Annotated in this window: 24 protein-coding genes; 18 read left to right on the top strand and 6 right to left on the bottom strand. The window is 72.6% G+C overall.

Annotated features, from left to right (window positions below; all coding sequences use genetic code 11):
• Nucleotides 1–33 precede the first annotated feature (33 nt).
• The 6 genes from ID574_RS35490 to ID574_RS35465 all read left to right on the top strand — a co-directional run bounded on the left by ID574_RS35490 (nucleotide 34) and on the right by ID574_RS35465 (nucleotide 6,673).
• A complete protein-coding gene (locus ID574_RS35490) occupies nucleotides 34–1,515 on the top strand; it encodes a sugar ABC transporter ATP-binding protein (RefSeq protein WP_223167395.1) in 1,482 nt (493 codons plus the stop codon).
• A 131-nt stretch (nucleotides 1,516–1,646) separates the two neighbouring features.
• Entirely contained in the window at nucleotides 1,647–2,492 is an 846-nt protein-coding gene (locus ID574_RS35485; protein WP_188193362.1) for a DUF4142 domain-containing protein, read from the top strand.
• 121 nt (nucleotides 2,493–2,613) lie between these two features.
• Nucleotides 2,614–3,114: a MarR family winged helix-turn-helix transcriptional regulator gene (locus ID574_RS35480; RefSeq protein ID WP_188193361.1), complete on the top strand. Its 501-nt coding sequence runs from the start codon at nucleotides 2,614–2,616 to the stop codon at nucleotides 3,112–3,114.
• Nucleotides 3,115–3,204: 90 nt separating this feature from the next.
• On the top strand, nucleotides 3,205–3,705 hold the full coding sequence (locus ID574_RS35475; protein WP_188193360.1) for a retropepsin-like aspartic protease: 501 nt from the start codon (nucleotides 3,205–3,207) through the stop codon (nucleotides 3,703–3,705).
• 130 nt (nucleotides 3,706–3,835) lie between these two features.
• A complete protein-coding gene (locus ID574_RS35470) occupies nucleotides 3,836–5,452 on the top strand; it encodes an APC family permease (protein ID WP_188193359.1) in 1,617 nt (538 codons plus the stop codon).
• A 57-nt stretch (nucleotides 5,453–5,509) separates the two neighbouring features.
• On the top strand, nucleotides 5,510–6,673 hold the full coding sequence (locus ID574_RS35465; RefSeq protein WP_188193358.1) for a hypothetical protein: 1,164 nt from the start codon (nucleotides 5,510–5,512) through the stop codon (nucleotides 6,671–6,673).
• Between the two features lie 132 nt (nucleotides 6,674–6,805).
• Here ID574_RS35465 and ID574_RS35460 read toward each other — a convergent pair whose 3' ends face one another.
• The 5 genes from ID574_RS35460 to ID574_RS35440 form a co-directional block, all read right to left on the bottom strand.
• Nucleotides 6,806–8,440: a serine/threonine-protein kinase gene (locus tag ID574_RS35460; RefSeq protein ID WP_188193357.1), complete on the bottom strand. Its 1,635-nt coding sequence runs from the start codon at nucleotides 8,438–8,440 to the stop codon at nucleotides 6,806–6,808.
• Nucleotides 8,441–8,580: 140 nt separating this feature from the next.
• Nucleotides 8,581–9,657 (bottom strand): NAD(P)-binding domain-containing protein, encoded by a 1,077-nt coding sequence (locus ID574_RS35455; RefSeq protein ID WP_223167394.1) that lies wholly within the window; start codon nucleotides 9,655–9,657, stop codon nucleotides 8,581–8,583.
• A 147-nt stretch (nucleotides 9,658–9,804) separates the two neighbouring features.
• Nucleotides 9,805–10,602 (bottom strand): phosphotransferase enzyme family protein, encoded by a 798-nt coding sequence (locus ID574_RS35450; RefSeq protein ID WP_188193355.1) that lies wholly within the window; start codon nucleotides 10,600–10,602, stop codon nucleotides 9,805–9,807.
• A 171-nt stretch (nucleotides 10,603–10,773) separates the two neighbouring features.
• Complete coding sequence (locus ID574_RS35445) at nucleotides 10,774–11,361, bottom strand: hypothetical protein (RefSeq protein WP_188193354.1); 588 nt, start codon at nucleotides 11,359–11,361, stop codon at nucleotides 10,774–10,776.
• A gap of 149 nt (nucleotides 11,362–11,510) precedes the next feature.
• A complete protein-coding gene (locus ID574_RS35440; RefSeq protein WP_188193353.1) occupies nucleotides 11,511–12,278 on the bottom strand; it encodes a bestrophin-like domain in 768 nt (255 codons plus the stop codon).
• A 648-nt stretch (nucleotides 12,279–12,926) separates the two neighbouring features.
• On the opposite strand from ID574_RS35440, the gene ID574_RS35435 reads away from it, so the two are divergent.
• Nucleotides 12,927–13,265 (top strand): avidin-fold protein, encoded by a 339-nt coding sequence (locus ID574_RS35435; protein WP_223167393.1) that lies wholly within the window; start codon nucleotides 12,927–12,929, stop codon nucleotides 13,263–13,265.
• A gap of 9 nt (nucleotides 13,266–13,274) precedes the next feature.
• Here ID574_RS35435 and ID574_RS35430 read toward each other — a convergent pair whose 3' ends face one another.
• A complete protein-coding gene (locus ID574_RS35430; RefSeq protein ID WP_223167392.1) occupies nucleotides 13,275–13,829 on the bottom strand; it encodes an Lrp/AsnC family transcriptional regulator in 555 nt (184 codons plus the stop codon).
• On the opposite strand from ID574_RS35430, the gene ID574_RS35425 reads away from it, so the two are divergent.
• The 11 genes from ID574_RS35425 (at nucleotide 13,830) to ID574_RS35375 (ending at nucleotide 25,325) form a co-directional block, all read left to right on the top strand.
• Nucleotides 13,830–14,000 carry a hypothetical protein gene (locus ID574_RS35425; protein ID WP_188193547.1) on the top strand — a complete coding sequence of 57 codons (171 nt, stop codon included), beginning with the start codon at nucleotides 13,830–13,832 and terminating at the stop codon, nucleotides 13,998–14,000.
• Between the two features lie 25 nt (nucleotides 14,001–14,025).
• The gene (locus tag ID574_RS35420; protein ID WP_188193351.1) at nucleotides 14,026–15,606 is read left to right on the top strand and encodes an ABC transporter substrate-binding protein; all 1,581 of its coding nucleotides are present in this window, start codon (nucleotides 14,026–14,028) and stop codon (nucleotides 15,604–15,606) included.
• Nucleotides 15,607–15,618: 12 nt separating this feature from the next.
• Nucleotides 15,619–16,908 (top strand): ABC transporter permease, encoded by a 1,290-nt coding sequence (locus tag ID574_RS35415; RefSeq protein ID WP_223167391.1) that lies wholly within the window; start codon nucleotides 15,619–15,621, stop codon nucleotides 16,906–16,908.
• A complete protein-coding gene (locus tag ID574_RS35410; RefSeq protein ID WP_188193350.1) occupies nucleotides 16,905–17,747 on the top strand; it encodes an ABC transporter permease in 843 nt (280 codons plus the stop codon). The genes ID574_RS35415 and ID574_RS35410 overlap by 4 nt, the downstream gene beginning before the upstream one ends.
• Nucleotides 17,744–18,523, top strand: coding sequence for an ABC transporter ATP-binding protein (locus tag ID574_RS35405; protein ID WP_188193349.1), 780 nt, complete (start codon nucleotides 17,744–17,746; stop codon nucleotides 18,521–18,523). The genes ID574_RS35410 and ID574_RS35405 overlap by 4 nt, the downstream gene beginning before the upstream one ends.
• Complete coding sequence (locus tag ID574_RS35400; protein WP_188193348.1) at nucleotides 18,517–19,419, top strand: ABC transporter ATP-binding protein; 903 nt, start codon at nucleotides 18,517–18,519, stop codon at nucleotides 19,417–19,419. The genes ID574_RS35405 and ID574_RS35400 overlap by 7 nt, the downstream gene beginning before the upstream one ends.
• Nucleotides 19,395–20,393 (top strand): M24 family metallopeptidase, encoded by a 999-nt coding sequence (locus ID574_RS35395; protein ID WP_223167390.1) that lies wholly within the window; start codon nucleotides 19,395–19,397, stop codon nucleotides 20,391–20,393. The genes ID574_RS35400 and ID574_RS35395 overlap by 25 nt, the downstream gene beginning before the upstream one ends.
• Nucleotides 20,394–20,459: 66 nt before the next feature.
• Nucleotides 20,460–21,020, top strand: a complete 561-nt coding sequence (locus tag ID574_RS35390) for an acyclic terpene utilization AtuA family protein (protein WP_188193347.1) — start codon at nucleotides 20,460–20,462, stop codon at nucleotides 21,018–21,020.
• A 71-nt stretch (nucleotides 21,021–21,091) separates the two neighbouring features.
• Nucleotides 21,092–22,192: an o-succinylbenzoate synthase gene (gene menC, locus ID574_RS35385; protein ID WP_188193346.1), complete on the top strand. Its 1,101-nt coding sequence runs from the start codon at nucleotides 21,092–21,094 to the stop codon at nucleotides 22,190–22,192.
• A gap of 210 nt (nucleotides 22,193–22,402) precedes the next feature.
• A complete protein-coding gene (locus ID574_RS35380; protein WP_188193345.1) occupies nucleotides 22,403–24,016 on the top strand; it encodes an AbfB domain-containing protein in 1,614 nt (537 codons plus the stop codon).
• Nucleotides 24,017–24,107: 91 nt separating this feature from the next.
• Complete coding sequence (locus ID574_RS35375) at nucleotides 24,108–25,325, top strand: pectate lyase (RefSeq protein WP_188193344.1); 1,218 nt, start codon at nucleotides 24,108–24,110, stop codon at nucleotides 25,323–25,325.
• Nucleotides 25,326–25,374: the final 49 nt, after the last annotated feature.

The following is a 25,374-nucleotide window of genomic DNA, read 5'->3' as shown; positions in this document are numbered from 1 at the left end:
CCGATGATCGAGGCGGAGGCAACCGTGCTACAGGTGGCAGGCGTTCTCAAGACCTTCCAGGGCGTCACCGCCCTCGACCACGTCACCCTGTCCGTGCGCCCCGGCGAGGTGCACGCGCTGATCGGCGGCAACGGGGCCGGCAAGTCGACGCTGGTGAAGGTGCTCTCGGGCGTCCACCAGCCGGACGCGGGCGAGCTGCGGCTCCTCGGGGAGCCGGTCAGGTTCGCCGGGCCGGCCGACGCAAGGCGGGCGGGGATCGCCACGATCCATCAGGAGACGAACCTCGTACCGACCATGAGCGTGGCCCGCAACCTGCTGCTCGGCAGGGAGCCCAGGGGGCGGCTCGGGCTGATCGACAACGCGGCCGTGCACGCCCGCGCCGAGGAGGTGCTGGCCGCGTACGGGCTGCGGGTGGACGTGCGCCGCCCGCTCGGCTCGCTCGGCGAGGGCGCCCGCCAGCTCGTGGCGCTGGCCAGGGCCGCCTCGGCGGACGCCCGCGTGGTGATCATGGACGAGCCCGCGTCGGCGCTGGAGCAGGCCGAGATGGAGACGCTGTTCGCGGCCGTGACGCGGCTGCGGGAGGAGGGCCGCTCGGTCGTCTACGTCACCCACCGGATGGAAGAGCTCTACGGGATCTGCGACCGGGTCACCGTGCTGCGTGACGGCCGGGTGGTGCACACGGGGCCGCTGGCCGGGCTCGACCGGCTGCGGCTGGTCTCGCTGATGCTGGGCCGGCCGTTCCATCCGGTGGCGCCCGCGCCGCGGGCGGGCGAGCCGGACGTGCCCGCCGACCTGCCGGTTCTCGAGGCCAAAGGCCTCACCCGCCACCACGTGCTGGACGGGGTGTCGCTGGCGATGCGGGCCGGCGAGGTGGTCGGCCTGGGCGGGCTGCTCGGGGCCGGGCGCAGTGAGACCGCCCGGGCGATCGCGGGCGCGATGCCGGTGGACGCCGGGCAGGTGACGGTGGCGGGCGCGGTGACCGGCAAGTGGTCGGTCAGGAGGGCCGTGCGCGCCGGCGTCGGCCTGGTGCCCGAGAACAGGAAGACCGAGGGCATCGTGCCGACGCTGTCGGTGCGCGACAACATCGCCCTGGCCGCGCTTCCCCGCCTGTCGCGGGCGGGGATCGTGTCGGACGCGCAGGTGGACGGCATCGTGGCCACGTTCATGAAGCGGCTGGGCATCAAGGCCGTCTCACCCCGGCAGCCCGCCGGCGAGCTTTCGGGCGGCAACCAGCAGAAGGTGCTGCTGGCCCGATGGCTGGCCATGCATCCCAAGGTGCTGCTGCTGGACGAGCCGACCAGGGGTGTGGACGTGACCACCAAGCTGGAGATGCAGGCGCTGCTGGACGAGCTGGCCGTGGCCGGGCTGGCCATCCTGCTGATCTCGTCGGACGTGGCCGAGCTGGTGGAGAACTGCGACAGCGTGGTGGTGCTGAGGGACGGCGCGATCACCGATCACCTCGTCGGCCCCGAGGTCACCGAGGACGGCCTGCTGGCGGCTCTCGCCAAGGACTGACGGCGTCCTTGCGCCCCGCGATCCTTGCACACTGCCATGAACACATGTCTCCTCCTCCGCGTATCCCTTACTGACCGGCGCCACCCAATCGTGGCCGCGCCAAGGAACGAACCGGAAGGGGATGACGGCACATGCGACTCCCCCAGAGCCGCCGGGCTCTCGCCATCTTCGGCATCGCCGCCCTCTGCTCGCTCACCGCCTGCGCCGGCTATACGCCGACGCCCGTCGCCAACGCATCCGATCTGAGCACCGACCCGGCCCCCGTGGACGTGGAACCCACCGACGCCGCCGCCGCGGAGGCCGCGCCCGAACCCGACCCCGCGGGCTCCGCCGACGCCGAGCCGGAGCCCGAACCGGCCGGCGCCGCCGCGGACGCCACCCCTGAAGCCGCACCCGACGCCACCGCGGACGCCACGCCGGACGCCGCACCCGACGCCGGCGACTCCCCCACGGCGGACGCCACGCCTGAAGCCGCACAGGACGCCGACACCGGCACCGTGCAGACCAAATGGGGACCGCTGACAGAGACCGACCGCAAGCTCATCACCGGAGTCCGGCTCGCGGGCCTCTGGGAGATGCCCCTCGCCCAGGACGCGGTGCAACGGGCCGGCACCGCGAAGGTCCGCCAGATCAGCAGGGAGATCGCCCAACAGCACCACACCCTCGACAAACTGACCCGCGACGTCGCCGCCAAGCTGCAGGTCAAGCTCCCCGTGAAGCCCACCGACGAGCAGCAGCAGTGGATGAACGACGTCTCCAGCAAGACCGGGACCGCCTATGACAAGACCTACGTCAAATGGCTGCGCCTGGCCCACGGCAAGGTCTTCGCCCTGATCGGCACCGTGCGCGGCAGCACGCAGAACACCCTGGTCCGGCGCTTCGCCGAACAGTGCAACTCCTTCGTGCTCAACCACCAGCGCCTGCTGGAGAGCACCGGCCTGACCACGCCCGAGAGCTTCCCCACGCCGTCCGCCTGACCCGGCTGCGCGGTCAGGACGCCTCCGACTCGCGCAGCCGCACGGCGAAGTGCCGGCGCCCCGCCGCGCCTCGAGTTCCCCGCGCCCACCGGCGCCTCCGCGAACGTGTACAACAGTCACCATGGAAGAGCGCGCTTCGGGCGACGTGAACGCCGAGGATCTCGGCGCGGTCATTTCGGCCGTCCTCACCGGATCGCGACTGCTGGTCGCCATCGCCGCCCGCTCCCTGGCCGCGGTCCAGGACCGGGTGACGCTCCCGCAGTTCCGCATGCTCGTCGTGCTGTCGGCCCACGGTGAGACCAAGCTCGTCACCATGGCCGACCTGCTCGGGGTCAACAGCTCGACCGCCATGCGCATGGCCGACCGCCTGGTCGCGGGCGGACTGATCGTCCGCGAGGTCAACCCGCTCAACCGCCGCGAGAGCTTGATGCGCCTGACCCCCGAAGGGCTGCGCCTCGTGGACGACGTCATGGCCCGCCGCCGCGAGGAGATCGCGGCCATCGTCTCCCGCATGACGCCCGACCAGTGCCGGGCCCTCATCTCGGCCATGAACGCCTTCAACCAGGCAGGCGGCGAACCGCCGGCGAACCTGCGCTACCCCCTCGGCTGGCCCGACCGATAAGCCCTGCCACCGGGCGCCGCAGAGCCGGCGTTACTCGGCGGCCCCGCCGGGTAGGCGCGGAGTTCTCCGACCCTGGGGAGAGGCATCGTCATGCGCAAGCTCCTCGTCACGCTCGTCGCCGCCGTGACGGCCGCCGCCGGATGCACGGTGGTGGGCGAGCAGCCGCCGCCGGCCGAGGACGGCGCATCGGTCAAGCTGAGGGTGATCGAGGCGCAGGGCACCGCCCTGGCCCTGGTGCCCGTGCACATCAAGGGGAAGGGCCCCTACCAGTTCCTCCTCGACACCGGCGCCTCCATCTCCACCATCGACGAGCAACTCGCCAAGGACCTGGGCCTGGAGTTCACCGGCCAAACCGCCGACGTCCTGGGGATCGGCGGCCGGGCGAACGTCGAGCTCATCCGGGTGGAGCGGTGGAAGATGGGGACCGTGGCGCTCGACCCGGGCCGGATGGCCGCCCTCGACCTCCGCCAGGACCAGCGGGGCGTGTCGGGGCTGCTCGGCTCGGACGTCCTGCGGGACTTCGGCCAGGTGACGGTCGACTACCGGAGGGAGCGGCTCATCGTCCCGGCGGACTTGGCCTCGCCGAACTGACGCCCCGGGAGCCGACCTTCCGGACCTCCTCGGGCGCGAGCCCGCTCTCATCGTCGTCTCATCGTGCCCGCCGCACAGTGGACCCGGCCCCTCGGATCGGGATCACCACCTGGCGGCGAAGGAGGACGACATGGTGCAGCAGCTCCGCCGGACGGGCGGGGGCGGGCTCCGGCGTGAGGTCGGGCTCATCCCACTGATGTTCTTCTCCCTCGGGTCGATCATCGGCTCCGGCTGGCTCTTCGGCGCCCTCTACGCCGCGCAGGGCGCCGGCCCCGCGTCCGTGATCTCCTGGATCGTGGCGGGCGCCGGGATCGTCCTGCTGGCCCTCATCCACGCCGAGCTCGGCGGCGCCTACCCCACCGCCGGCGGCACCGCGCGCTTCTCGCACTTCGCCTTCGGCGGCCTCGGCGGCTACACGATCGGCTGGGTGAGCTGGATCTACTCGGTCGCGCTCGCGCCGATCGAGGTGGAGGCGGCACTGCAGTACGCGGCCAACTACATGCCCTGGCTCATGCACACCTCGGGCGGCACCGCGGTGCTGAGCGCCGGAGGCTACGCCGTGGCGACCGTCCTCATGCTGGTCTTCTCGGCGATCAACGCCACGGGCGTGCGGCTGTTCGCCGAGACCAACACCTGGACGGTCTGGTGGAAGACCGCGGTGCCGATCCTGACGATCATCGTGTTCCTCCTCATCGCGTTCAAGCCGGGCAACTTCACCGCCGGCGGCGGCTTCGCCCCCGAAGGGCTCAAGGGCATCCTGTCGGTGACGGCCTCGAGCGGCGTGGTCTTCGCGCTGCTGGGCTTCGAGTCGGCCATCCAGATGGCGGGAGAGAGCCGCAACCCCCGCCGTGACGTGCCGCTCGCGGTCATCGGGTCCACCCTCATCGGCGTCGGCGTGTACGTGCTCCTCCAGGTGACGTTCCTGGGGGCCCTCGACTCGGCCGCGCTACGCCACGGCTGGGCCCACCTGAGCTTCGCCGGGGAGTTCGGCCCGTTCGCCGGCCTCGCCACCGCGCTCGGGCTCGGCTGGCTGGCCTTCGTGCTGTACGCCGACGCGGTCGTCTCACCCGCCGGCACCGGCCTCATCTACACCGGCACCCAGGCGCGCCTGCTCTACGCCATGGGCCGAGACCGCTACGTGCCGCCGTCGTTCGGGCGGCTGTCGGACCGCGGGGTCCCGCTGGGCGGCATCGTCTGCGGCTTCGTCATCGGCATGCTGATCTTCCTGCCGTTCCCCAGCTGGAAGCAGCTCGTCGGCTTCGTCACCTCGGCGGCCGTGCTGATGTATGCGCCGGCTCCCATCGCGCTGGCCGCCCTGCGGCGCAGCGACCCGGGGCGCCCGCGGCCGTACCGCCTTCCGGCGGCGGGCGTCCTGGCGCCGCTCGGGTTCGTCATGGCGAGCCTGCTCATCTTCTGGGCCGGGTGGACGACCGTCTGGCACCTGCTGGCCGCGGTCGCCGTCGGGGCCGTGGTGCTGGCGCTCTCGCAGGCGCTGCTCCCGGCCACGGTCCGGCCGTGGCTCGACTGGCGCTGGTCGGTGTGGATGTGGCCGTACTTCGCCGGCCTGGCGGCGCTGTCGTACCTCGGGTCGTTCGACGGCCGCGGCGTCCTGCCGTTCGGCTGGGACATGGCCGCGGTCGCCGTCCTCGCGCTGGCGATCTACGCCTTCGCGCTGAGCCGGCCGCTGCCGCCGCGGATCGTCCGGCAGTACGTGGAGGCGGCCGAGCAGGAAGCGGTACGACTGTGATGAGTCCTAAAATATGCGGCCAATGATCGTTTCGGGGCGAGCCGGCGGAGGGACTCCATGGAAGTGCGCAACCCGGTCGTCGTCGTCTCGATGGACGTCGCGCTGGCACTCCTCCTCGTCACCGGCCTCGTGATGTCCATCGACCGGTACGTGAGCCGCCCGGCGCCCGGCGCCAGCCCCGCAGCCGCGGAAGCCGAGGCGCTCGCCATCCCCACGACCGCGGATCTCTACCCGCCCCGCACGGCCAGGTCGTTCCCTCGGCGGTGCGGCCTGGACGCCGCGACCCTCCGGAGGCTGGCGCCCGCCGCCACCGAGGTCAGCGGGAAAACGGGCTGCTCCTTCACGATCACCCCCGGCAGTGCCGGGTCAGGGCTGCGGGGCGTGCTCCGGGTGAGCCTCAAGGCGGGCACCCTGGCCGATGCCATGAAGTCCTACGACCTCGCGACCGGCCAAGGCCCTGCCAGGCCGTCCGGCCGGAGCGGATGGCAGAGGGTCACCGGGCTCGGCGAAGAGGCGGCCGTCCGCTACAGCGACGGCCGAGCCGAGCTGCGCTTCAGGAGCGGCACGGTGACCGCGGCGGTCCTGTACAGGATCACCCGTGTCAAGGGCGCCGACGCTCGGCCGCTCGCGAGGAGACCTGCCGTGAACGGCGTCCTCCGGGCTGGCGCCAGGGCCGCCTCAGCCATAGGCGCCGAGGTGGAGGGCCCGAAGGTGGCGACGCCGGCGTCCGGAACCGCGGACGCCCTTCCCACGCCGGACCCGTGCGAGCTGGTCGGCGAGGCGGCCCTGCGCGCCGCCGGAGTCGTCCCCTCCTCACGCCGCTCCTCGAAGGCGGTCGCCCCGCACGGCAACCCCACGCAGGGTTGCCGGTGGGCCTCCGGCGCGGCCGAGAACACCACCCTGCGGGTGTCCGTCTCCTCGTTTCCGGAGAGCAGGCTCCGCAGCGGAGCCGCGGCGGCGAGCAGGGAGTTCGCCGAGCTCTACCACGACAAGCGCACGTCCGTCGCCGCCTTCCACGCCCTGCGGAGCCCGGGTGAGAAGGCCATGGCCACCTACCAGGACGGCGACGGCGTCGGGCGGGGCGAGGTCATGTTCACGGTCCGCAACGTCATGATCACGGTGTCCCTGCAACATCCGGCCGGCGGCCCCCACGTCCAGGCCGCCGCCCTGAACAGGGCGCACGCCGTCGCCGAGGCCGCGGCCACCGCGCTGCCGAAGTGAGGGACGCCGCCGCCCGCCGCAAGGGACCGGGATCCTGATCCGCTCGATCTGCCGCTCGGCCTCCTCTTGCGCTCCTCCAGCTCGCCGGCCGTCCGGTCGAGCTCCTCGGCGCGGGGTGCCACGGCATGCAGTTCAGCGCCTTCCGCCGTCGCGCGGGCGGCGGGTGCTGCGGGCCACGATGTGCCGTCCGAGCAGCACCGATCCGGGCACCACCAGCATTCCGAGGAGGCTGGAGTCCAGGCGCACGCCGACGTCGGCGTCCAGCAGCCCGTCGCCGTCGTCGCCGAGCAGCGGCACGTTCAGCGACACGCCGACGGAGACGGAGATCAGCGGCCCCGGACCTTCGGCGGGAGGCGGCGCGGTCGGCTCGGGGGCGCTGGTCGGGGGCGGGGGCGCGGGGTCGTCGTCAGAGGGTGGGGGGTTGGACGGCGGATTGTCGTCGGGCGGCGCGCTGGTGGGCGGGCGCGTGCTGGGCCGCGGCTCCTCCGAACGCGTGGGATCCTCGGGATCGGGCCGGCCGGTCGGCTCGCGCGTCCCCGGGGGCGGCTCCGGGCGGGGTCCGCTCGTGGTCGGCATCGGGCCCCTCGTGGGCGGGGCCGTGGGGAACCCGCTCGGGCCCGCGGTCGGGTCGCCGGACAGCGTGACCGGCGGCGTCTCCGTGAGGGAATCGGAGGGCGTCGGCGGCCCGGACGTGGGCGAGGCGGGGCCGGCCGTCCGCGGCGGCGCGGACGTGGCGGGCGGGAGCGCGGTGCCGCTCTCGAGGGCGGGCGGCTCGCGCAGCATCACGAACGCCGACACGACCGCCGCCGCGGTCGCCAGCACCAGCCCGCCGGTGACCGCGAACTTGCCGACCGGCGAGAGCGTGCTCTGGAACATGCTCGTGGTGGCGTTGCCGCTCGCGGCCTCCTGGACCCTCGGCAGCATCGCGGCGAGCGGCACGGTCAGGATGCCCAGCCCGGTCCGTCCGCGTTGCTCCCATCCGTCCCCGTACGCGGCCAGCGCCACGCCCTCCAGCTCGGCCAGGAACGCCTCGGCCGACTCGGGCCGCGCGCCGGGGTCCTTGGCCAGGCCGTGCGCGACGAGCGGCCGCAGCGGCTCCTCGACGTCCTCCAGCGGCGGCGCGGCGTTCTGGTGCTGGTACGCCAGCGCGGCGATGTTCTCCCCGTGGAAGGGCCGGTGGCCGGTCAGGCACTCGAAGAACACCACCGTCGCGGCGTACACGTCGGTGGCCGGGCCGGCCGGGGCGTCGTCCCACTGCTCCGGCGCCATGTACGACGGCGTGCCGACGAGCGCGGCCTTCTCCCCGAAGCGGGCGGCCACGCCGAAGTCGACGAGCTTGCTCTCACCGTCCTGGGTGACCAGCACGTTCTCCGGCTTGAAGTCGCGGTGCACCACGCCGCGCCGGTGGGCCTCGGCGAGCCCCAGCAGCGCCCCCTTCAGCAGCACGAGCGCGGCCTCGGCGCCCGTCCTGCCCTCGTGCTCCAGCAGCCGCCGCAGCGTGATGCCGTCCACGAGCTCCATCACGATGACGGCGTCGCCGGGCGATTCGACGTAGTCGAGCAGGCGGGCGGTGTGCGGGCTGTCGATCTCCTGGATGAGCAGGGCCTCGGCTCTGAACCTCTCGACGAACTCCTCGTCCTGGCGCAGCGATCCGGATAAGTGCTTGATCGCGACCGCGAGGCCGTCGGAGTCGCGTACGGCGAGCATCACCCTGCCCGTCCCGCCGTGGCCGAGTTCCCGGATCTCGGTGTAGCCGGGAACATCCATGCGGGGACCTCCTGACCGGATAAAGATCCTTCTGTCAGGAAAGCTAACGGAGGTCACATCTCGTGTCGACCCCTTCCGCAGGAGTGACCGCGTCCCCTGCGGCAATCGGTATTTTCACTATGCGCCATAGGAGGAACGGTTCAAGCGGCGGGGCGGGCCGGGTGGGCGGCGAGGTAGGCGCGCACGTTGCGGGCGGCCTCGCGCCCCGCGCGGTTGGCGCCGATCGTGCTCGCGGACGGGCCGTACCCGACGAGCTGGAGCGCGGGCTCCTTGACCACCTGAGTGCCGTCCACCTTGATGCCGCCGCCCGGCTCCCTCAGCCGCAGCGGGGCGAGGTGGTCGAGCGCGGAGCGGAAGCCGGTGGCCCAGATGATCGTGTCGGCGGCCAGATGACGCCCGCCGGCCCAGCTCACGCCGTCCGCGGTGATGCGCTCGAACATCGGGAGCCGGTCCAGCGCGCCCTTCTCCAGGGCGGCCGTGACGACAGGGGTGTAGCCGAGCCCGGTGACGCCGACGACGCTCCCCGGCGGGAGGCCGGCGCGCACGCGTTCCTCCACCCTGGCGACGGCCTCGCGCCTGGCGTCCTCGCCGAAGTCGTCGTCGCGGAAGACGGGCGGACGCCGCGTCACCCACGCCGTCGCGGCCGCGACCCCGGCGATCTCGGACAGCACGTGCATCGCGGAGGCCCCGCCGCCGACCACGACCACACGCCGCCCCGCGAACTCCGCCGGCCCCCGATAATCGGCGTAGTGCAGCTGCCGGCCCTCGAAGGAGGCCGCGCCCGGGTAGTAGGGCCAGTACGGGCGGGTCCAGGTGCCGGTCGCGTTGACCACGGCGCGGGCCGCCCACTCCCCCACACCCGTCCCGATCACCAGCCGGCCGCCCTCGCCGTGCCGGACCGCGCTCACCGTGACCGGCCGCACGACGTCCATGCCGACCGCGTGCTCGTACTCGCCGTAGTAGGCGGGGACGACCTCGGCGGCGGGCCGCCCACCGTCCACGCCCTGCGTGCGGCGTACGCCCGGCAGGTCGAACACGCCGTGCACCTTGTCCATGGTCAGCGACGGCGAGCGGTGCCGCCACGCCCCGCCGGGCCCGAGGGCGGCGTCGAGCACGACCGGCTCGAGCCCGAACCGGTCCAGGAAGTACGCGCTGGACAGGCCCGCCTGCCCGGCGCCGATCACCACGACCTCGCTCTCCTCCACGATCAGATGCAACCGCCGCCGCCTCCGAGGTCTTCCCACCCCTGCGCGGCTGCGTACGAGGAGCATGTCCCCCTGGGGGTGGCGGAGCCCGGGGCGGGGCTCGCCGCGGGCGTCGATCCGGGGGCCTGGGCGCGTGGGCGCCTGGGTGCGCCGCAGGTGTCAGGACATCAGGGCGGACTGGAACGCGGCCCGGTGGCGGGCGATGTGCTCGATGTCGACGCGGTAGAGGCGGTCGTCTCCCCTGGTCACGTGGCTCGCGAAGCCCTCGTGACCGGCGGCTGCCTGCTCGTGCATGTGCCGCACCAGGTGGTCGAGCCGCTCCCGCGCGGTGTCGGTCAGCACGCTGCGCCCGGCGGTGTCGAGCCCGTACGCGTCGGCGAACCGGCGTAGCCTGCGGGCCTGCTCCGCCACCGGGAACGTCGCCAGGTGGCGCGGGTCGGTCAGCGGCACGAACCGGTAGGCGGCGTAGGCCACGTCCCAGACCCGCGGCCCGGGATGCGCCGTGTCGAAGTCGATGAACGCGACCGGCTTCCCATCGCGGAACACGCAGTTGTACGGTGCCACGTCGCCATGGCAGACGACCTCGGCCGGGGCCCTCGGCGGGAAGTACCAGGCCATGTCCCGATTTTTCGGGAAATCGGTGGTGGCGTCGTGGAAGTCCCGCAGCAGCCTGCCGACGGCGGCCAGCGCGCCGTCCGACAGCACCCACTCGGGGAGCGGGTGGCCGGGCACCTCGCCCGGCACGAAGTCGAGGACCTCCCGGCCCTCGCCGTCGATCCCGTGGCTCCTCGGCGCGCCGGTGAAGCCGCGTGCCTCCAGGTGGTCGAGCACGGCGTGTACGGCGGGCGTCCACGGGCCGGTGGGCCGCCGCACCGTGGCGCCGACCTTGACGACGTGGTTGACGCCCCCACCGGCCAACACCTCCGCGTCCGGTCCCCCGGCTGATGTGCCTTCCACGCTCCGGGGCCTCCTGGTCGCGCATCTTCCGGGGCGATCATCGCCCGGCGGCCAGTGTGCCACGGCCCCCGGACCGGTCGCGCGCCAATAAACCCCGCCCCGGTCAGACGGCGCGGCCCGTCGGACGACGCGGCCCGTCGGACGACGCGGCCCGTCGGACGACGCGGCCCGTCAGCGGCGGGAGCCGAAGGCGACGGCCGTCGTGGAGGCGATCGCCGTCACCAGGACGACCATGACCAGGACGGTGGCGAGCGGGTTCTTGCGGCGCGGCGGCGGCGCCACCTCCTTGGCGTGCACCCGAGGCGTCGCCTTCGGCGACGGTGTGGGGGTCGGCGACGGTGACGGGGATGGGGACGGGACGCGTACCGGGCTCACGGGCCAGGGCGACAAGCGTGCCTTCCCGCGCGGGCACCTCCCCACCTGCACCCGGATCCCGCACACCGCGTCACGGAAGATCGTCATCCCGGGCACCGTCACCTTGGGGACCGGACGCCGCTTCCCCGGCCGCCCCGCGATCGACACCCCCGGGACCGGCGACCGCCACACCCGCACCCCCGGCACGGACCCGTCCGGGGAGACCTTCTTCGGCGCCGCCGGCGGCCGCACGCTCAGCTTGTCAGGGACCGCGGGCTTGCGGACCACGGGCTCGGGGACGACGGACGACGCCGAGGGCACACCGCGCGGCCAGGGCTCCGGGTCGGCGGCCGCGGGCCCGGCAACGCCGATCACGACCAGACCGGCCGCGATCAGCAATGGCACCCGCCCTGCCTCGGCACGCGTCCTCCACTGCACGAGCCCGGCTCGTGCAGGCGGCTTCCGCCGCATCCGCCCGGCCACGGCACGCACTGCCCACCGCATGCGCCCGGCCTCGGCCGGTGTGCTCTGACGTGCGCGTCCGGCGCCCATGCTCACATTCCCCCGCCGACGCGCGTGAACTCCTGCAGCGCCCCTTGGAAGGCTTCCGGTCCGACCGCCAGCGGCCCGTCGAAGGCGCGGGAGATGTCCCACGTCAGGTAGACGCCGAAGCCGAGCAGCCCCGCCATCGCCACCATCGGCAGAATGGTCAGCCCACGCGGCCGGGCGCCCGCCAGGAACGGGAAGACGACGACCACCACGCCCGTGAAGATCGTGAGGAAGAGCAGCCCCTCGGGCGGCGTCGCGGCGGCGTCGGCGGTGCGCTGGGCGCGGGCGGTGGAGATCGCGGCGAGGTGCTCCAGCACCTCGGACTTGCTCTCCTCCGCGTCCTCGCCGCTGACCTCGAGGTCGGTGACCCGGCCGCGGAGCGCGTCCATCCGGGCGGCCCCGACCGGGTCCATGCGTCCCTGGGCCATGAGCGGCCACTCGTCCCTGACGACGAACGTGACGTAGTCACGCAGCGCCGCGCGCACCTGCCGGGCCGCGTCTCCCGGCAGGCCCTCGGCCGCCCAGTAGGCGTCGACGGCGGCCTGGCTCTCGACGTGGGTGTTCTGCCGGGCGGCGTCGGCCTTCGTCCAGGGCACGATGATCGCGATGGCGAACACCAGCAGGAACAGCGCCGACAACATCGCCCCGGTGTGGGAGGCGGACGGCCCTCCCGGATCGCGGTCTTCGTCGGCCCGCTTGACGAGCCTGAACACCAGCGCGGTGAGCATCACCACGCCCACCGCCGCCAGGATCGAGAGCGTGTACGCCACCATCGAGATCTCCCGAAAGTATCGGATACGCAGCGTAACATTACTATCACACTGTGCAATGATGGCGTCAGGCCCGGAAAGGTAAAGCTCCGGCAAGACACGCGACCCGGGCGGCCGACACCCATGGCCACGCCCCGGGGCGGCCGTCACATGGCTACGCGCGCGACCACCCCGGGTGGACCGCCGGGCCCGGCACCGGCCGGCGAATGCCGGCGCCGCTGTCGTGGCAGCTGCTCCACGAGGGCCCGCGGCAGGCCCGCCCGTAACAGCCGGGGCACCTGGCCGTCCCTCCGCGAACGACCATGGGATCTCCGGTTGCGCCCTTCTCCCCGCGGGGGCCCTCACATGATCCGGCCACCCGCCGTCCGGCGCGTCCGGCGCGTCCGGCGCGTCCGTGGACGGCCGGGGACGGCCCGGGACGGCCTGGGACGGCCCGGCCCGGAACGGCCCGGAACGACCGGGGACGGCCAGGGGATTTCCCTTGGCCTCCGCCCCTGGAGCCCTCTCTACGCTCGTTCAAGACTCACGATCATGAGCGGGACGACCGCCGTAAAGGGCTGACGGTTGGACGGATTGGTGGCGGTGACCGGCCGTTCTGACCATTCGTCCAGCCGCGCGGTGACGTTCGTGAAAAATGTGGACCATGGCAGCGTGAATCTCAACGGCCGCAAATTCGTGATGGTGAGCTCGACGGCGAGCGCGGTGAACCACGACAGCCCCACCGAGTTCCTGTACTGGGAGGCCGACGGGGTGGTGTGGGGCAGCTACGCGGGCGACACCGTGACCCACGGGCGCTTCGTCGGCACCCGCGACGGCGACCGGGTCGCGATCTCGTACGTGCACGCGCTCAAGACCGGCGGGACGGCGGGCGGGCGGAGCAGCAGCCGCGTCGAGACCGGGAAGGACGGGCTGCTGCGCCTGGTGGAGGAGTTCACGTTCGACGGTGACGACACACCGCATGTGAGCGTGTGCGCCGAGGTCCCGGATTAGACGGCACGATCAGCCGTCCTTCTTCAGCGCGGCCCGGCCCTCGGCCGCGCCGACGAAGCGCATCTTGCCGAGCGGCACGTCGCCCTGCGTCTCCTGGGCCGGCCGCCGCGCCTGGCGGGACGCCTGCCGGCCGTCGCCGGGAAGCACGTACGGCCGCTTGAGCACCTCATCGAGGATGAACACCGTCTCGGTGGCCTTGACGGCCGGGATGTTGGCCAGCCGGTCGGTGACCATGGTGTGCACCGCGGCCACGTCCGCCACCCGCACCTGGATCATCGCGTCGTGCTGGCCGGTGGTGATCGCGCAGTATTCCACCTCCGGCATCCTGGCCAGCTCGGCCCTGAACTGCTTCCACATCTGCTGGCGCACGGTCACGAAGATCAGCGCGGTGATGCCGAGTCCGGCCCGCATGTGGTCGATCTCGGCGGTGAACCCCTTGATCGCGCCGTCCGCCCGCAGGGCCTCGAAGCGGGTGTAGGCGTTCGCCCGGGAGATGCCCACCCGCTCGGCCAGCGCGGCGACCGAGATCCTGCCGTTCTCGCGCAGGACCTCGAGGATCTTCATGTGGATGTCGTCCAGTTCGAGACCGATGCCGATCCGTCCAGGCTGACCGCTGCCGCCGACACCATTTCTGGAAATATCACTCATCATTACCTCATCGCCCTTTATATACGTCTCGCCGGCCGCACGGTGCCTGGACGTTCTGCCGCACAATCCTCGACATCTTTCTGCTGAACGTCCAAATCCTGGAGGACTGACCATGGCGACCCGCTCGCAGACGGCGGCTGTGCTGCTCGCCGGTGCGCTCACCCTCGCCGCCTGTGGAAGCGGCGGCTCGTCCCAGTCCCCCGCGGCCTCGGGCGGCGCAGGCAAGACCCTCGTCATCGACACGTCCTTCGACCTCAAGACGGCCGACCCCGGCCGCACGTACGAGCCGACCGGGCTGATCGTCGGCAAGGCCGTCTACGAGACGCTGCTCACCTTCGACGGGGCCGACGTGACCAAGCCGGTACCGGCGCTCGCGGAGTCGTACGAGCTGAGCGAGGACGGCAAGACGCTGACCCTCAAGCTGAAGAAGGGCGCGACGTTCGCCGACGGCTCACCGGTGACCGCGGACGACGTGGTGTTCTCCCTGACCCGGGTGCGCGACATGAAGGGCACCCCGTCGTTCCTCCTGGACGGCGTCGAGGTGGCCAAGACGGACGACACGACGATCACGCTGACGTCGAAGGCGGCGAACCCGGCGCTGCCGTACATCCTGCCGAACCCGGCGCTCGGCATCATCAACAGCAAGCTCGCCCAGCAGCACGGCGCCACCACGAACCCGCAGGACAAGGCCGAGCAGTGGCTGAACTCCACCTCCGCCGGGTCGGGGCCGTACACGATCGAGTCGTTCAACGTGAGCAGCCAGGTCACGCTCAAGGCCAACCCCAAGTACTACGGCACGAAGCCCGCCTACGACAAGGTCGTGCTGCGCAACGTCGAGGCCGCCACGCAGAAGCTGAACGTGCAGCGCGGCGACAGCCAGGTGGCGCTCAACCTGTCCGGTGACCAGGTCGCCGGCATGCCCGCGACCCTGCAGGTCAAGAAGACCGCCTCGGCGAACGTCATCTTCCTGCTGGCCAACCAGGACTCATCGATCAGCAAGACCACGCCGAACGCCAAGTTCGTCGAGGCCGTGCGCAAGGGCGTGGACTACGCGGGGCTGCTGGAGCTGGCCGGGGAGGGCTCGACGCAGGCGCCGGGCGTCATCCCGTCGCAGATCCTCGGCGCGCTGCCGCCCGAGCAGGGCGCCAAGCGGGATGTCGAGGGCGCCAAGGCGGCACTGGCCGCCAGCGGGCTGTCGAATCCCACGGTGAAGCTGGAGTACCCGAGTGAGCTGACCGTGAACGGGCTGTCGTTCCAGCCGCTGGCCGAGCGGATCCAGGCGAACCTCAAGGAGGTCGGCATCACGGTGGACCTCCAGCCGGCGCCGGTCACGACGGCGCTGGACAACTACCGCAACGGCAAGGAGGAGATGGGGCTCTGGTACTGGGGGCCCGACTACCCCGACCCGAGCGACTACCTGGCGTTCCTGCCCGGGAAGCTGGTGGGGCTGCGCGCCGGGTGGAAGGCCGGGGCGGCCGAGGACATCGAGGCCGCCGGCGAGAAGGCCGCGGCGGCGATCGGCGACGACGCCCGCAAGGCCGCCTACGCCGACGTCCAGACCAAGCTCAACGCCTCCGGGCCGTTCGTCCCGCTGATCCAGCCGAGCCAGAACATCGTGACGGCGGGGTCGGTGACCGGGCTCGAGTACCACCCGGTCTGGACGGTCGACATCGCCGACCTCGGCGCGAAGTAGGAGGTTCCCCAGGTGCCCGACACTCCGGACGCACCCGGCCTCCCCCCGGCGGGCGGCGATGACCGCCCGCCCGCCCACGCGGACCAGACCGCGGCCTCGGGTGACACCGGTGGCGAGGATCGCGCTCCGAGCCGCATCCCGGCCGGAGACGACACCCCTCCCGGCGGTGGCACAGGCCCGTCCGGCGACGGGGCGGTCGCCGGTGGCGGCGGGGTGGGGTTCACGACGCGCGCGGTCAAGGGGGCGGCCGCCGGGAAGCGGGACGGCGGGCGGCGGCGGGCCCATCCGCTGGCGCGCTTCCTGGTCCGCCGCACCCTGCTCGCCCTGCTCATGGCCTGGGGCATCACGCTGGTGACGTTCGTGCTCACGAACCTCGTCCCGGGCGATCCGGTGGCGGCCAACCTGGGACAGCGGGCGCTGGGCGACCCGGCGATCGTGGCGCAGTGGCGGGCGGAGCACGGGCTGGACAAGCCGCTCTGGGAGCAGTACGTCCTCCACCTCCAGGGGTTGCTCCAGGGCGATCTAGGGACCAGCCAGCAGTCCCACCGGCCGGTGAGCGAGGACCTGGCCGAGTTCGTGCCGGCGACGCTGGAGCTGGCCGGGGCGGCGATCCTGGTGTCGCTGGTGCTGGGCGTGGCCTTCGGCGTGATCGCCGCGCTGCGCCGGGACCGGCTGTCCGATCACGTGCTTCGGCTGCTGAGCCTGATCGGCATCTCGGTCCCGACGTTCTGGCTGGCGCTGCTGGCGTTCTACGTGTTCTTCTACCGGCTGCAGCTCACCCCGGGCAGCGGCCGGGTGGACGCGGCGCTCGGCCCGGCCCCGCCCGTGACCGGGCTGCAGACGGTGGACGCGCTGCTGGCGGGCCGGTGGGACATCTTCTCCTCCGCCGTCGGCCACCTGATCACACCCGCCCTCGTCCTGGCCCTCTACACGATCGGCCTGCTCACCCGCTTCACCCGCTCGGCGGTGCTGGAGGTGCTTGGGCAGGACTACGTCCGCGCCGCCCGCGCCAAGGGCCTGCCCGGCCGGGTGATCCTCTTCCGGTACGTGCTCCGCTCGGCCCTTGTCCCCGTCATCACCGTGGCCGGCCTGGCCTTCGGCAGCCTGCTGTCGGGCACGGTGCTGGTCGAGGCGATCTTCGCCTGGCCCGGCATCGGCCAGTACGCGTACAAGAGCGCCACCACCCTCGACCTGCCCGCCGTCATGGGCGTCGGCCTGGTCGTGGGCGTCGTCTACCTGGTCATCAACCTGATCGTGGACGTCCTGTACGGCGTGATCGACCCGCGAGTGAGGCTCCAATGAGAAGGCTTCCGGAGGCGTGGCGGCGGCCGCTGGCCGTCGCGGGCGGCGTCATCGCGGCGGCCTGGCTGGTGATCGCGCTGGCCGCGCCGGTGCTGGCGCCGCACGACCCCCTCGCCCAGGAGCTGCCGCGGCTGGCGGCGCCCGGGCCCGGGCACTGGTTCGGCACGGACCAGCTCGGCCGGGACATCCTGAGCCGCGTCATGTACGGGGCGCGGGTGTCGATCCCGCTGACGTTGCTGCTCGTGGCGCTGTCGGTGCTGATCGGCGGCCTGCTGGGCGCGTGCGCCGGGTACTTCGGCCGCTGGGTCGACGAGACGATCATGCGGGTGGCGGACCTGGTGTTCGCGTTCCCGACCGTGATCCTGGCCATGGTGGTGGCCGCGGCGCTGGGCGCGAGCCTGGCGAACGCGGTGCTGGCCGTGCTGGTCGTGGCCTGGCCCGCGTACGCGCGGGTCACGCGGGGGCTGGTGCTGGGGGTGCGGGAGCGGGAGTTCGTGCTGAGCGGGCGGCTGCTGGGCTTTTCGGTGTGGCGGTCGCTGCGGGTGGACGTGCTGCCGAACGTGACCGGCCCGGTGCTGGTGCTGGCGACGCTGGACATCGGCACGGCCCTGCTGCTGCTGTCGGGGCTGTCGTTCCTGGGCCTCGGGGCCAAGCCGCCGTCGCCCGAGTGGGGGGCGATGGTGGCCTCGGGCGTGGAGGTGTTCGACAGCTGGTGGGTGGCGACGTTCCCGGGGCTGGCGATCCTGACGGTGGTGCTGGCGTTCAACTTCCTCGGCGACACGCTGCGGGACGCGCTCGATCCCCGTACGGCCCGCGCGATCAAGGAGCGTGCCCTGTGACGAGGTTGGACATCGCCGATCTGAAGGTGTCTCTCCGGGGCAAGGAGATCCTGCGCGGCGTCGACCTGCGGCTGGAGCCCGGACGGGTGCACGGCCTGGCCGGCGAGAGCGGGTCGGGCAAGACGATGACCGGGCTGGCGGTGCTGGGGCTGCTGCCGCACGGCGCGCGCGCCTCCGGTGCGATCCGGCTCGGCGGGCGCGACCTGCTCACGCTGCCGCCCAAGGAGCTGAACCGGGTGCGCGGCGGCGAGGTCGCCATGGTGTTCCAGGACCCCGCCACGAGCCTGCACCCGATGCTGACGATCGGGAAGCAGCTCACCGAGCACATGCGCCACCACCTGGGGCTTGGCAGGGCCGAGGCGCGGGCGCGGGCGGTGGAGCTGCTCGGCAAGGTCCGCATTCCCGGCCCGGAGGAGGCGTACGGGCGCTTCCCGCACCAGTTCTCCGGCGGGATGCGGCAGCGCATCGCGATCGCCGTCGCGCTGGCCTGCTCCCCGAAGGTGCTGATCGCCGACGAGCCGACGACCGCGCTGGACGTGACCGTGCAGGCGGGCGTGCTGCGGCTGCTGCGCGGGCTCTGCGACGAGATGGGGCTGGCGGTGCTGCTGGTCACCCACGACCTCGGCGTGATGTCGGCGGTCGCGGACGAGGTGAGCGTGATGAAGGACGGCCTCGTCGTCGAGTCGGGGCCGCGCGGCCGGGTGCTGCGGGAGCCGGCCCACGCCTACACCCGTTCCCTGCTGGAATCCCTGCCTGACCTGGAGGGCCGATGCTGAGCATCGAGGACCTGGCCGTCGAGCACCGCTCCCCCGGCCGTCCCGCCGTGCGGGCCGTGGCGGGGGCCTCACTGGAGGTCGGCGCCGGCGAGGTCGTCGGGCTGGTCGGCGAGTCGGGGTGCGGCAAGTCGACGCTGGCCCGCGCGGTCTGCGGGCTGAACCCGATCACCGAAGGGTCGATCACCTTCGAGGGGCGGCCGGTCACGCCCCTGGGCCTGCGGCGCAGGCGGCTGACCGGCATCCAGATGGTGTTCCAGGATCCGTACACGTCGCTGAACCCGCGCCGCCGGGTCGGCGACCAGATCGCCGACGGGCTGCGTACCGCGCGCGATACCGTCACCTCGCCCGCCGACCTGCTGGAACGCGTCGGGTTGCCGCGCGACTTCGCGGGGCGGCACCCGCACGAGCTCTCCGGCGGGCAGCGGCAGCGGGTGGCGATCGCACGGGCGCTGGCGGCCCGGCCGCGGCTGCTGATCGGCGACGAGCCGATCTCGGCGCTGGACGCCTCGGCGCAGTCGCAGGTGGCCAGGCTGATGCGGGACCTGGCGGTGGAGTCGGGGGCGGGGCTGCTGTTCATCAGCCACGACCTGTCCGTGGTGCGGCTGATCGCGGACCGGATCGCCGTCATGTACCTGGGCCGGATCGTCGAGGTGGGAGGCACGGAGGAGGTGTGGGCGCAGCCGCGGCATCCGTACACGCAGGCGCTGCTGAAGGCCATCCCCCACCCGGACGGGATGGGGGTGCTGCCCGCGGAGCTGCCCGGTGACGTGCCGGATCCGGCGAGTCCGCCCGAGGGGTGCAGGTTCCACCCGCGCTGCCCGTTCGTGATGGACGTGTGCCGGGTGAAGGAGCCCGAGTTCGGGCCCGTGGCGTGCTGGCTGCACGAACCGGCGTGACCGCGCGGCTGGACGCCGTACGGGCGGCCATGGCGGAGGCCGGGGTGGACGCCCTGGTGTTGCGGCCGTCCCCGGACTTCCGGTTCCTCGGCGGCGGGGACGGCTTCCCCGGGGCCGCCTTCCTCGTGGTGACGCGGGACGTGGTCGCCGGGACCGGCGACCCGGCGGGACTGGTGCCGGAGGGGGCGCGGCGGGTCGGGGTGGATCCGGAGATGCGGGTGCGAGAGCTGTTCGGGCTCGCGATCGAGGCCGAGCTCGTGCCCGCGTCCGCCGTGCTGGCGCCGCTGCGGCTGCGCAAGGAGCCGTACGAGGTCGCCGCCGTCGGGCGGGCGGCCGCGTGTGCCGAGGCGGTGCTGCGGCAGGCCCGCGAGCTGGCCTGGTACGGCGCGACGGAGCGGGCGATGGCGGCCGCGCTGCGGGTGATGGCGCTGGAGTCGGGCTGCGAGGAGGTGCTGTCGCTGCGGGTGGCGGCCGGCGAGCACACGGCCAGGGCGGCGCACGTGCCCGGAGACCGCCTGATCAATCCGGGCGACGCGCTGCTGGTGTCGCTGTGCGGGCGGTGGGACGGCTACTGCGCGGAGGTGGCGCGGGTCTTCGCGGTGGCCGAGCCGCCGGAGGACTTCGAGGCGATGTACTCGGTGGTGCTGGCCGCCCACGGCGCGGCCCTCGCCGCGGCGCGGCCCTCCGCGCCGGCGTCGGACGTCGCGCGGGCGGTCGGCGACGTGATCGACGGCAGCGGGTACGGCCGGTTCGCCTCTCCCCACATCGGCCGGGGCGTCGGCCTGGGTCCGGACGAGGGACCGCGGCTGGCCGAGGACACGCCGCTCGCGCCGGGCATGACGTTCTGCCTGGAGCCGGCCATCTACGTGCCCGACCTGTTCGGGGCGCGGGTGGCGGACGTCGTGGCCTGCACGGAGACCGGTCCGCTGGTGCTGAGCGGCGGCCCGCCCGCCCTGCACGTCCTTGACCGGTAGGAGTCATCCGGGTACGAACCATAAGTCAGTTAACGGCGTGTGACGGTCAGCGGCAAAGGGTAGTCAATGAACATGCTGCGGATCGGCACATGGAGGTCTGCCGACTCGGTCGACCTTGTCGCCTGCGGATGGCGCGACAGCGGCCCGGGACATCTCGAGACTGGCATCAAGCTCATTTTCGCGATCGACGGCCGGGTGCCGGACTTCCCCGGGCTGCGGACCGGCACCAGGGTCGCCAGGGGCGCCGAGGAGATCGCCGGGCAGCTGTTCCGCGGCATGGACGTGGTGCTGATCGAGCCGGGCTCCTGCCCGGCCGCGCCGGTCGTGGCGGCGGGCATGTGGCACTACGGCTGGACGCTCGGCGACCTCGGCGCGCTGGCCGGTGCGACGGTCGCGGGGCTGGCGCTGGCGGCCCAGCCGGGCCCGTGCGCCGTGGAGATCTGCCGCGACGGCCGCAGCTCGCTCGACGGGCACGTCACGGCGGCGGCGGTGCGCGCCCGCCTGGCCGACCGCTTCTCCGGCGGCCGCTACCACACCCCGGAGGTCACGGTCCCGCTGGAGTCGGTGCGCCTCAGCCAGGAGGCGCCCAGCCGGGTCCTCATCGCCCCCTGCGCGGGCACCCGCTAGCCGGATCACGGGCTTCCTGGCGTACCGTCGCCTGTGAGGGACGACCGGGCCTACTACGTTGTGGAGTGAGCGTGAAGATCACTGGAGTCGAGCTGCGGCGGATCGCGATGCCACTGGTGGCGCCGTTCCGCACCTCCTTCGGCACCGAGACCTCCCGTGACGTCCTGCTGGTCAGGGTCGTCACGCCGGACGCCGAGGGCTGGGGCGAGTGCGTGGCCATGGCCGAGCCGCTCTACTCCTCCGAGTACGTCGACGGCGCCGCCGACGTGATCCGCCGCTTCCTGCTGCCCGCCCTGCCGCGCAACCTCGACGTGCACGACGTCGGCCGCGCCCTGGAGCCGATCAAGGGGCATCGCATGGCCAAGGCCGCCCTCGAGACCGCCGTGCTGGACGCGCAGCTGCGGGCGGCGGGCGAGTCGTTCGCCCGCTTCCTCGGCGCGTCCCGCACCCGCGTGCCGTGCGGGGTGTCGGTCGGCATCATGGACTCGATCGCGCAGCTGCTCGACGCCGTGGCCGGCTACCTGGACGAGGGGTACGTCCGGATCAAGCTGAAGATCGAGCCGGGCTGGGACGTCGAACCGGTCCGGGCCGCGCGCGAGCGGTTCGGCGACGACCTGCTGCTCCAGGTGGACGCCAACGCCGCCTACACCCTGGCCGACGCCCCGCGCCTGGCCAAGCTGGACGCCTTCGACCTGCTGCTGATCGAGCAGCCCCTCGCGAACGACGACCTCGTCCAGCACGCCAGGCTGGCGCAGCGGCTCCGCACGCCGATCTGCCTGGACGAGTCGATCGAGTCGGCCGAGCACGCCGCCGCCGCGATCGCGCTCGGCTCATGCTCGATCGTCAACATCAAGCCGGGCCGGATCGGCGGCTACCTGGAGGCCCGGCGCATCCACGACCTGTGCCGGGCGAACGGGGTCGCGGTGTGGTGCGGCGGCATGCTGGAGACCGGCCTCGGCCGGGCGGCGAACGTGGCCCTGGCGGCGCTGCCGGGCTTCACGCTGCCGGGCGACACGTCGGGATCGCGCCGCTACTACGCGACGGACGTGACGGAGCCGTTCGAGCTGGTGGACGGGCACCTGAAGGTGCCGGCCGGGCCGGGGCTCGGCGTGGAGCCGATCCCGGCGGTGCTGGACGAGGTGACCACGTCCACCGAGTGGATCACCCTCTGAACGTGCCACCCATGCGCACGGCGGCCGTCCGGCCGGGCGAGCCGTGTGCGTCACGTCACATCGCCGTCGAAGCCGCCACGCGCTGATGATGTCGGCACTATTCTGCGCTTTCGACCGAAATGCCCGACTTGGGACGCATGAGAAAAGTGTTATGTGGGCGTCCGCGGCCCGTCCCCTAGGGACGAGAGATCGTCTCCCGAAAGGACTCATATGGTTCTCCAGACCAGCCGGCGGAGCCTGCTGAAGGCCGCGGCGGGCGTCGCCGTGCTGCCCGCGCTCCCCTCCGTCGCTGCGGCATCCGCGTTCAAGCACCCGGGGCTGCTGCACACCCAGGCCGACTTCGACCGCATCGCGGCCGCGGTGCAGGCGGGGGCGCAGCCGTACAAGGCCGGATGGGAGAAGCTGGTCGCCAACGGGCGCTCCAGGAGCACATGGAAGGCGCGCCCGCTGGAGACGGTGGTACGCGGCGGAACCGGGCAGAACTACCCGCGGCTCTACAACGACATCCACGCCGCCTACCAGAACGCGCTGCGCTGGAGGATCTCCGGGGAGAAGGCGCACGGCGACACCGCCCGCGACATCCTCAACGCCTGGTCGGGCACGTTGAAGACGGTCACGGGCAACGCCGACCGGTTCCTGGCGGCGGGCATCTACGGCTACCAGTTCGCCAACGCCGCCGAGCTCATGCGTGGTTACCCGGGCTTCGACATGGAGCGGTTCCAGAAGATGCTCCTGACCGTCTTCTACCCGCTGAGCGACGACTTCCTGGTACGGCACAACGGCGCCTGCATCACCAACTACTGGGCCAACTGGGATCTGTGCAACATGGCCGGGATCATGGCGATCGGCGTCTTCTGTGACGACCAGGCCAAGTTCGAGCGGGCCGTCGACTACTTCAAGAACGGCAAGGGCAACGGGTCCATCATGAACGCCATCCCGTTCCTCCACCCGGGCGGTCTCGCCCAGTGGCAGGAGAGCGGGCGCGACCAGGGCCACAGCATCATGGGCATCGGGCTGATCGGCACCATCGCGGAAATGGCCTGGAACCAGGGGCTCGACCTGTACGGCTACGCCGACAACCGGATCATGAAGGCGGCCGAGTACGTCGCCAAGTACAACCTGGGCCACGACGTGCCGTTCACCACGTACAAGTGGGGCACCGGCACGAAATGCGCACCCCGGGAGCAGACCGTCGTGTCCAGCTGGGGGCGCGGCCAAGACCGGCCGGTGTGGGAGCTGCTCTACAACCACTACGCCAACCGGCGCGGGCTGGCGGTGCCGTACACGAAGGCGTACGCCGAGCGGGTGCGGGCCGAGGGCGGGGGCGGCGACTACGGCCCCAACAGCGGCGGATTCGACCAGCTGGGCTTCGGGACCCTGCTGTTCACCCGCGCCGCCGCCGGCTCCGGGAACGCCGGTGGCCTGCTGCCGACCGGTGTGACACGTGTGCTGCAGTCGATCAACTTCCCCAAGGAGGGGATCGCCGCCTCGGGCGCGCTCGGCGTGCTCGGGGAGGCGGCGCCGCTGCGGATCGTCCCCGGCCTGGCCGACGCCAAGGGCTACTCGTTCGTGGACGAGGACGGGCGCTACCTGCGGCACAAGGACTACCGGCTGCGCTTCGACAGCGACAACGGCACCGAGCTGTTCGAGCGGGACGTCACCTTCCTCGCCCGGCCGGGTTCGGCGAGCGGGCGGATCCGGCTGGAGTCGCTGAACTACCCCGGCCGCTTCGTCCGCCACCGCCACCACCAGCTGTGGCTGGACAAGGCCCAGGACACCGCCGCCTTCCGTGCCGACAGCACCTTCAGGCCCGGCGCGCCCTGAACATGACTGGCCCTCACGTCCAAGGGGCCACTAGGATCCATTCGCTTGGCAAGCCGAGTGAAATGTCACCGGCCGACCCTGGGGAACCACTTTGTTCTTATCGACCACCAAGACGTCCGCCCTGGTCGGCGGCGTGCTGCTGGCGGCCTCCGCGCTCGCCGGGATCACGGGCACGTCCGCCGCGGCGGCGTCGAATCCGGGTCCGTACCAGCTCGTCAACGCCGGCAGCGGCCTGTGCCTGAGCGCCCCCGCGAAAGCCACGGGCGAGGCGGTGCAGCTCACCCAGCAGGCGTGCACGGGCGGCGCGAACCAGGCCTGGACGTTCACGGCCGTGAGCGGCGACTTCAAGCTGAGCGGCGCGCACAGCGGCAAGTGCATCGGGATCCAGGGCAACAGCACGTCGGCGGGCAAGGCGGTCCAGCAGCAGTCCTGCGCGACCGGCGCGTTCCAGACGTGGACGGTGAAGGCGGCGAAGGGCGGCACGCAGCTGCTCATGAACACGGGCAGCGGCAAGTGCCTGAACGTCAAGGGCTCGGCCAAGACGGCCGGCGCCCCCGTCCAGCAGAACTCGTGCGACTCGGCGGCAGGCAAGCGCTGGACCCTCCGCCCGGCCGGCGCGCCCTCCGCGTCGTGGCCGACCCCGGCCGGCAAGGAGCCGGTCACCGCGACCATCACCGTCACCGGTGTCCGCGACGGCGGCATGAAGCGCTTCTACGGCTCCGGCGCGCTGGGCAGCGGCAGCCAGAGCGAGGGCCAGCCCCCGATGTTCAAGCTGGCCGACGGCGCGACGCTGCAGAACGTCATCATCGGCGCCCCGGCGGCCGACGGCGTCCACTGCATGGGCACCTGCACGCTCAAGAACGTCTGGTGGGAGGACGTCGGCGAGGACGCCGCCACCTTCAAGGGCACGTCGGCGACGCAGACCATGACCATCGACGGCGGCGGCGCCCGCGCGGCCTCCGACAAGACGTTCCAGCACAACGGCCCCGGCAAGACGGTCATCAGGAACTTCCGGGCGGAGAACGTCGGCAAGCTCTACCGGGCCTGCGGCAACTGCTCCAAGTCGTACGCCCGCCACGTCGTGATCTCGAACGTGACCGTCACCTCCGCGAAGGTGATCGCCGGCATCAACACCAACTTCGGCGACACGGCCACGTTCTCCGGGATGACGATCGTGAACGACCCAGGCAAGAAGACCGTCGTCTGCGCCAAGTTCAAGGGCGTCACGAGCGGTGAGCCCACGCAGATCGGCTCGGGCCCGGACCCGGCCCACTGCCGGTACACCGCGTCTGACGTGACCTACAAGTAGCAACTCCCGATCGCCGGTGGGGCGGCCGTTGGTCCGCCGCCCCACCGGC

The sequence above is a fragment of the Nonomuraea sp. SYSU D8015 genome, from assembly GCF_008065375.1.
GTDB lineage: Bacteria > Actinomycetota > Actinomycetes > Streptosporangiales > Streptosporangiaceae > Nonomuraea.
This window is presented reverse-complemented; position numbering and strand designations above follow the sequence as displayed.

Bases quoted from the DNA above. Each gene is read 5' to 3' on its own strand.
- ID574_RS35485 (WP_188193362.1), top strand. From the start codon at position 1,647: ATGCGACTCCCCCAGAGCCGCCGGGCTCTCGCCATCTTCGGCATCGCC.
- ID574_RS35480 (WP_188193361.1), top strand. From the start codon at position 2,614: ATGGAAGAGCGCGCTTCGGGCGACGTGAACGCCGAGGATCTCGGCGCG.
- ID574_RS35475 (WP_188193360.1), top strand. From the start codon at position 3,205: ATGCGCAAGCTCCTCGTCACGCTCGTCGCCGCCGTGACGGCCGCCGCC.
- ID574_RS35470 (WP_188193359.1), top strand. From the start codon at position 3,836: ATGGTGCAGCAGCTCCGCCGGACGGGCGGGGGCGGGCTCCGGCGTGAG.
- ID574_RS35465 (WP_188193358.1), top strand. From the start codon at position 5,510: ATGGAAGTGCGCAACCCGGTCGTCGTCGTCTCGATGGACGTCGCGCTG.
- ID574_RS35460 (WP_188193357.1), bottom strand. From the start codon at position 8,440: ATGGATGTTCCCGGCTACACCGAGATCCGGGAACTCGGCCACGGCGGG.
- ID574_RS35440 (WP_188193353.1), bottom strand. From the start codon at position 12,278: ATGGTGGCGTACACGCTCTCGATCCTGGCGGCGGTGGGCGTGGTGATG.
- ID574_RS35430 (WP_223167392.1), bottom strand. From the start codon at position 13,829: ATGAAGATCCTCGAGGTCCTGCGCGAGAACGGCAGGATCTCGGTCGCC.
- ID574_RS35420 (WP_188193351.1), top strand. From the start codon at position 14,026: ATGGCGACCCGCTCGCAGACGGCGGCTGTGCTGCTCGCCGGTGCGCTC.
- ID574_RS35410 (WP_188193350.1), top strand. From the start codon at position 16,905: ATGAGAAGGCTTCCGGAGGCGTGGCGGCGGCCGCTGGCCGTCGCGGGC.
- ID574_RS35400 (WP_188193348.1), top strand. From the start codon at position 18,517: ATGCTGAGCATCGAGGACCTGGCCGTCGAGCACCGCTCCCCCGGCCGT.
- ID574_RS35390 (WP_188193347.1), top strand. From the start codon at position 20,460: ATGAACATGCTGCGGATCGGCACATGGAGGTCTGCCGACTCGGTCGAC.
- ID574_RS35380 (WP_188193345.1), top strand. From the start codon at position 22,403: ATGGTTCTCCAGACCAGCCGGCGGAGCCTGCTGAAGGCCGCGGCGGGC.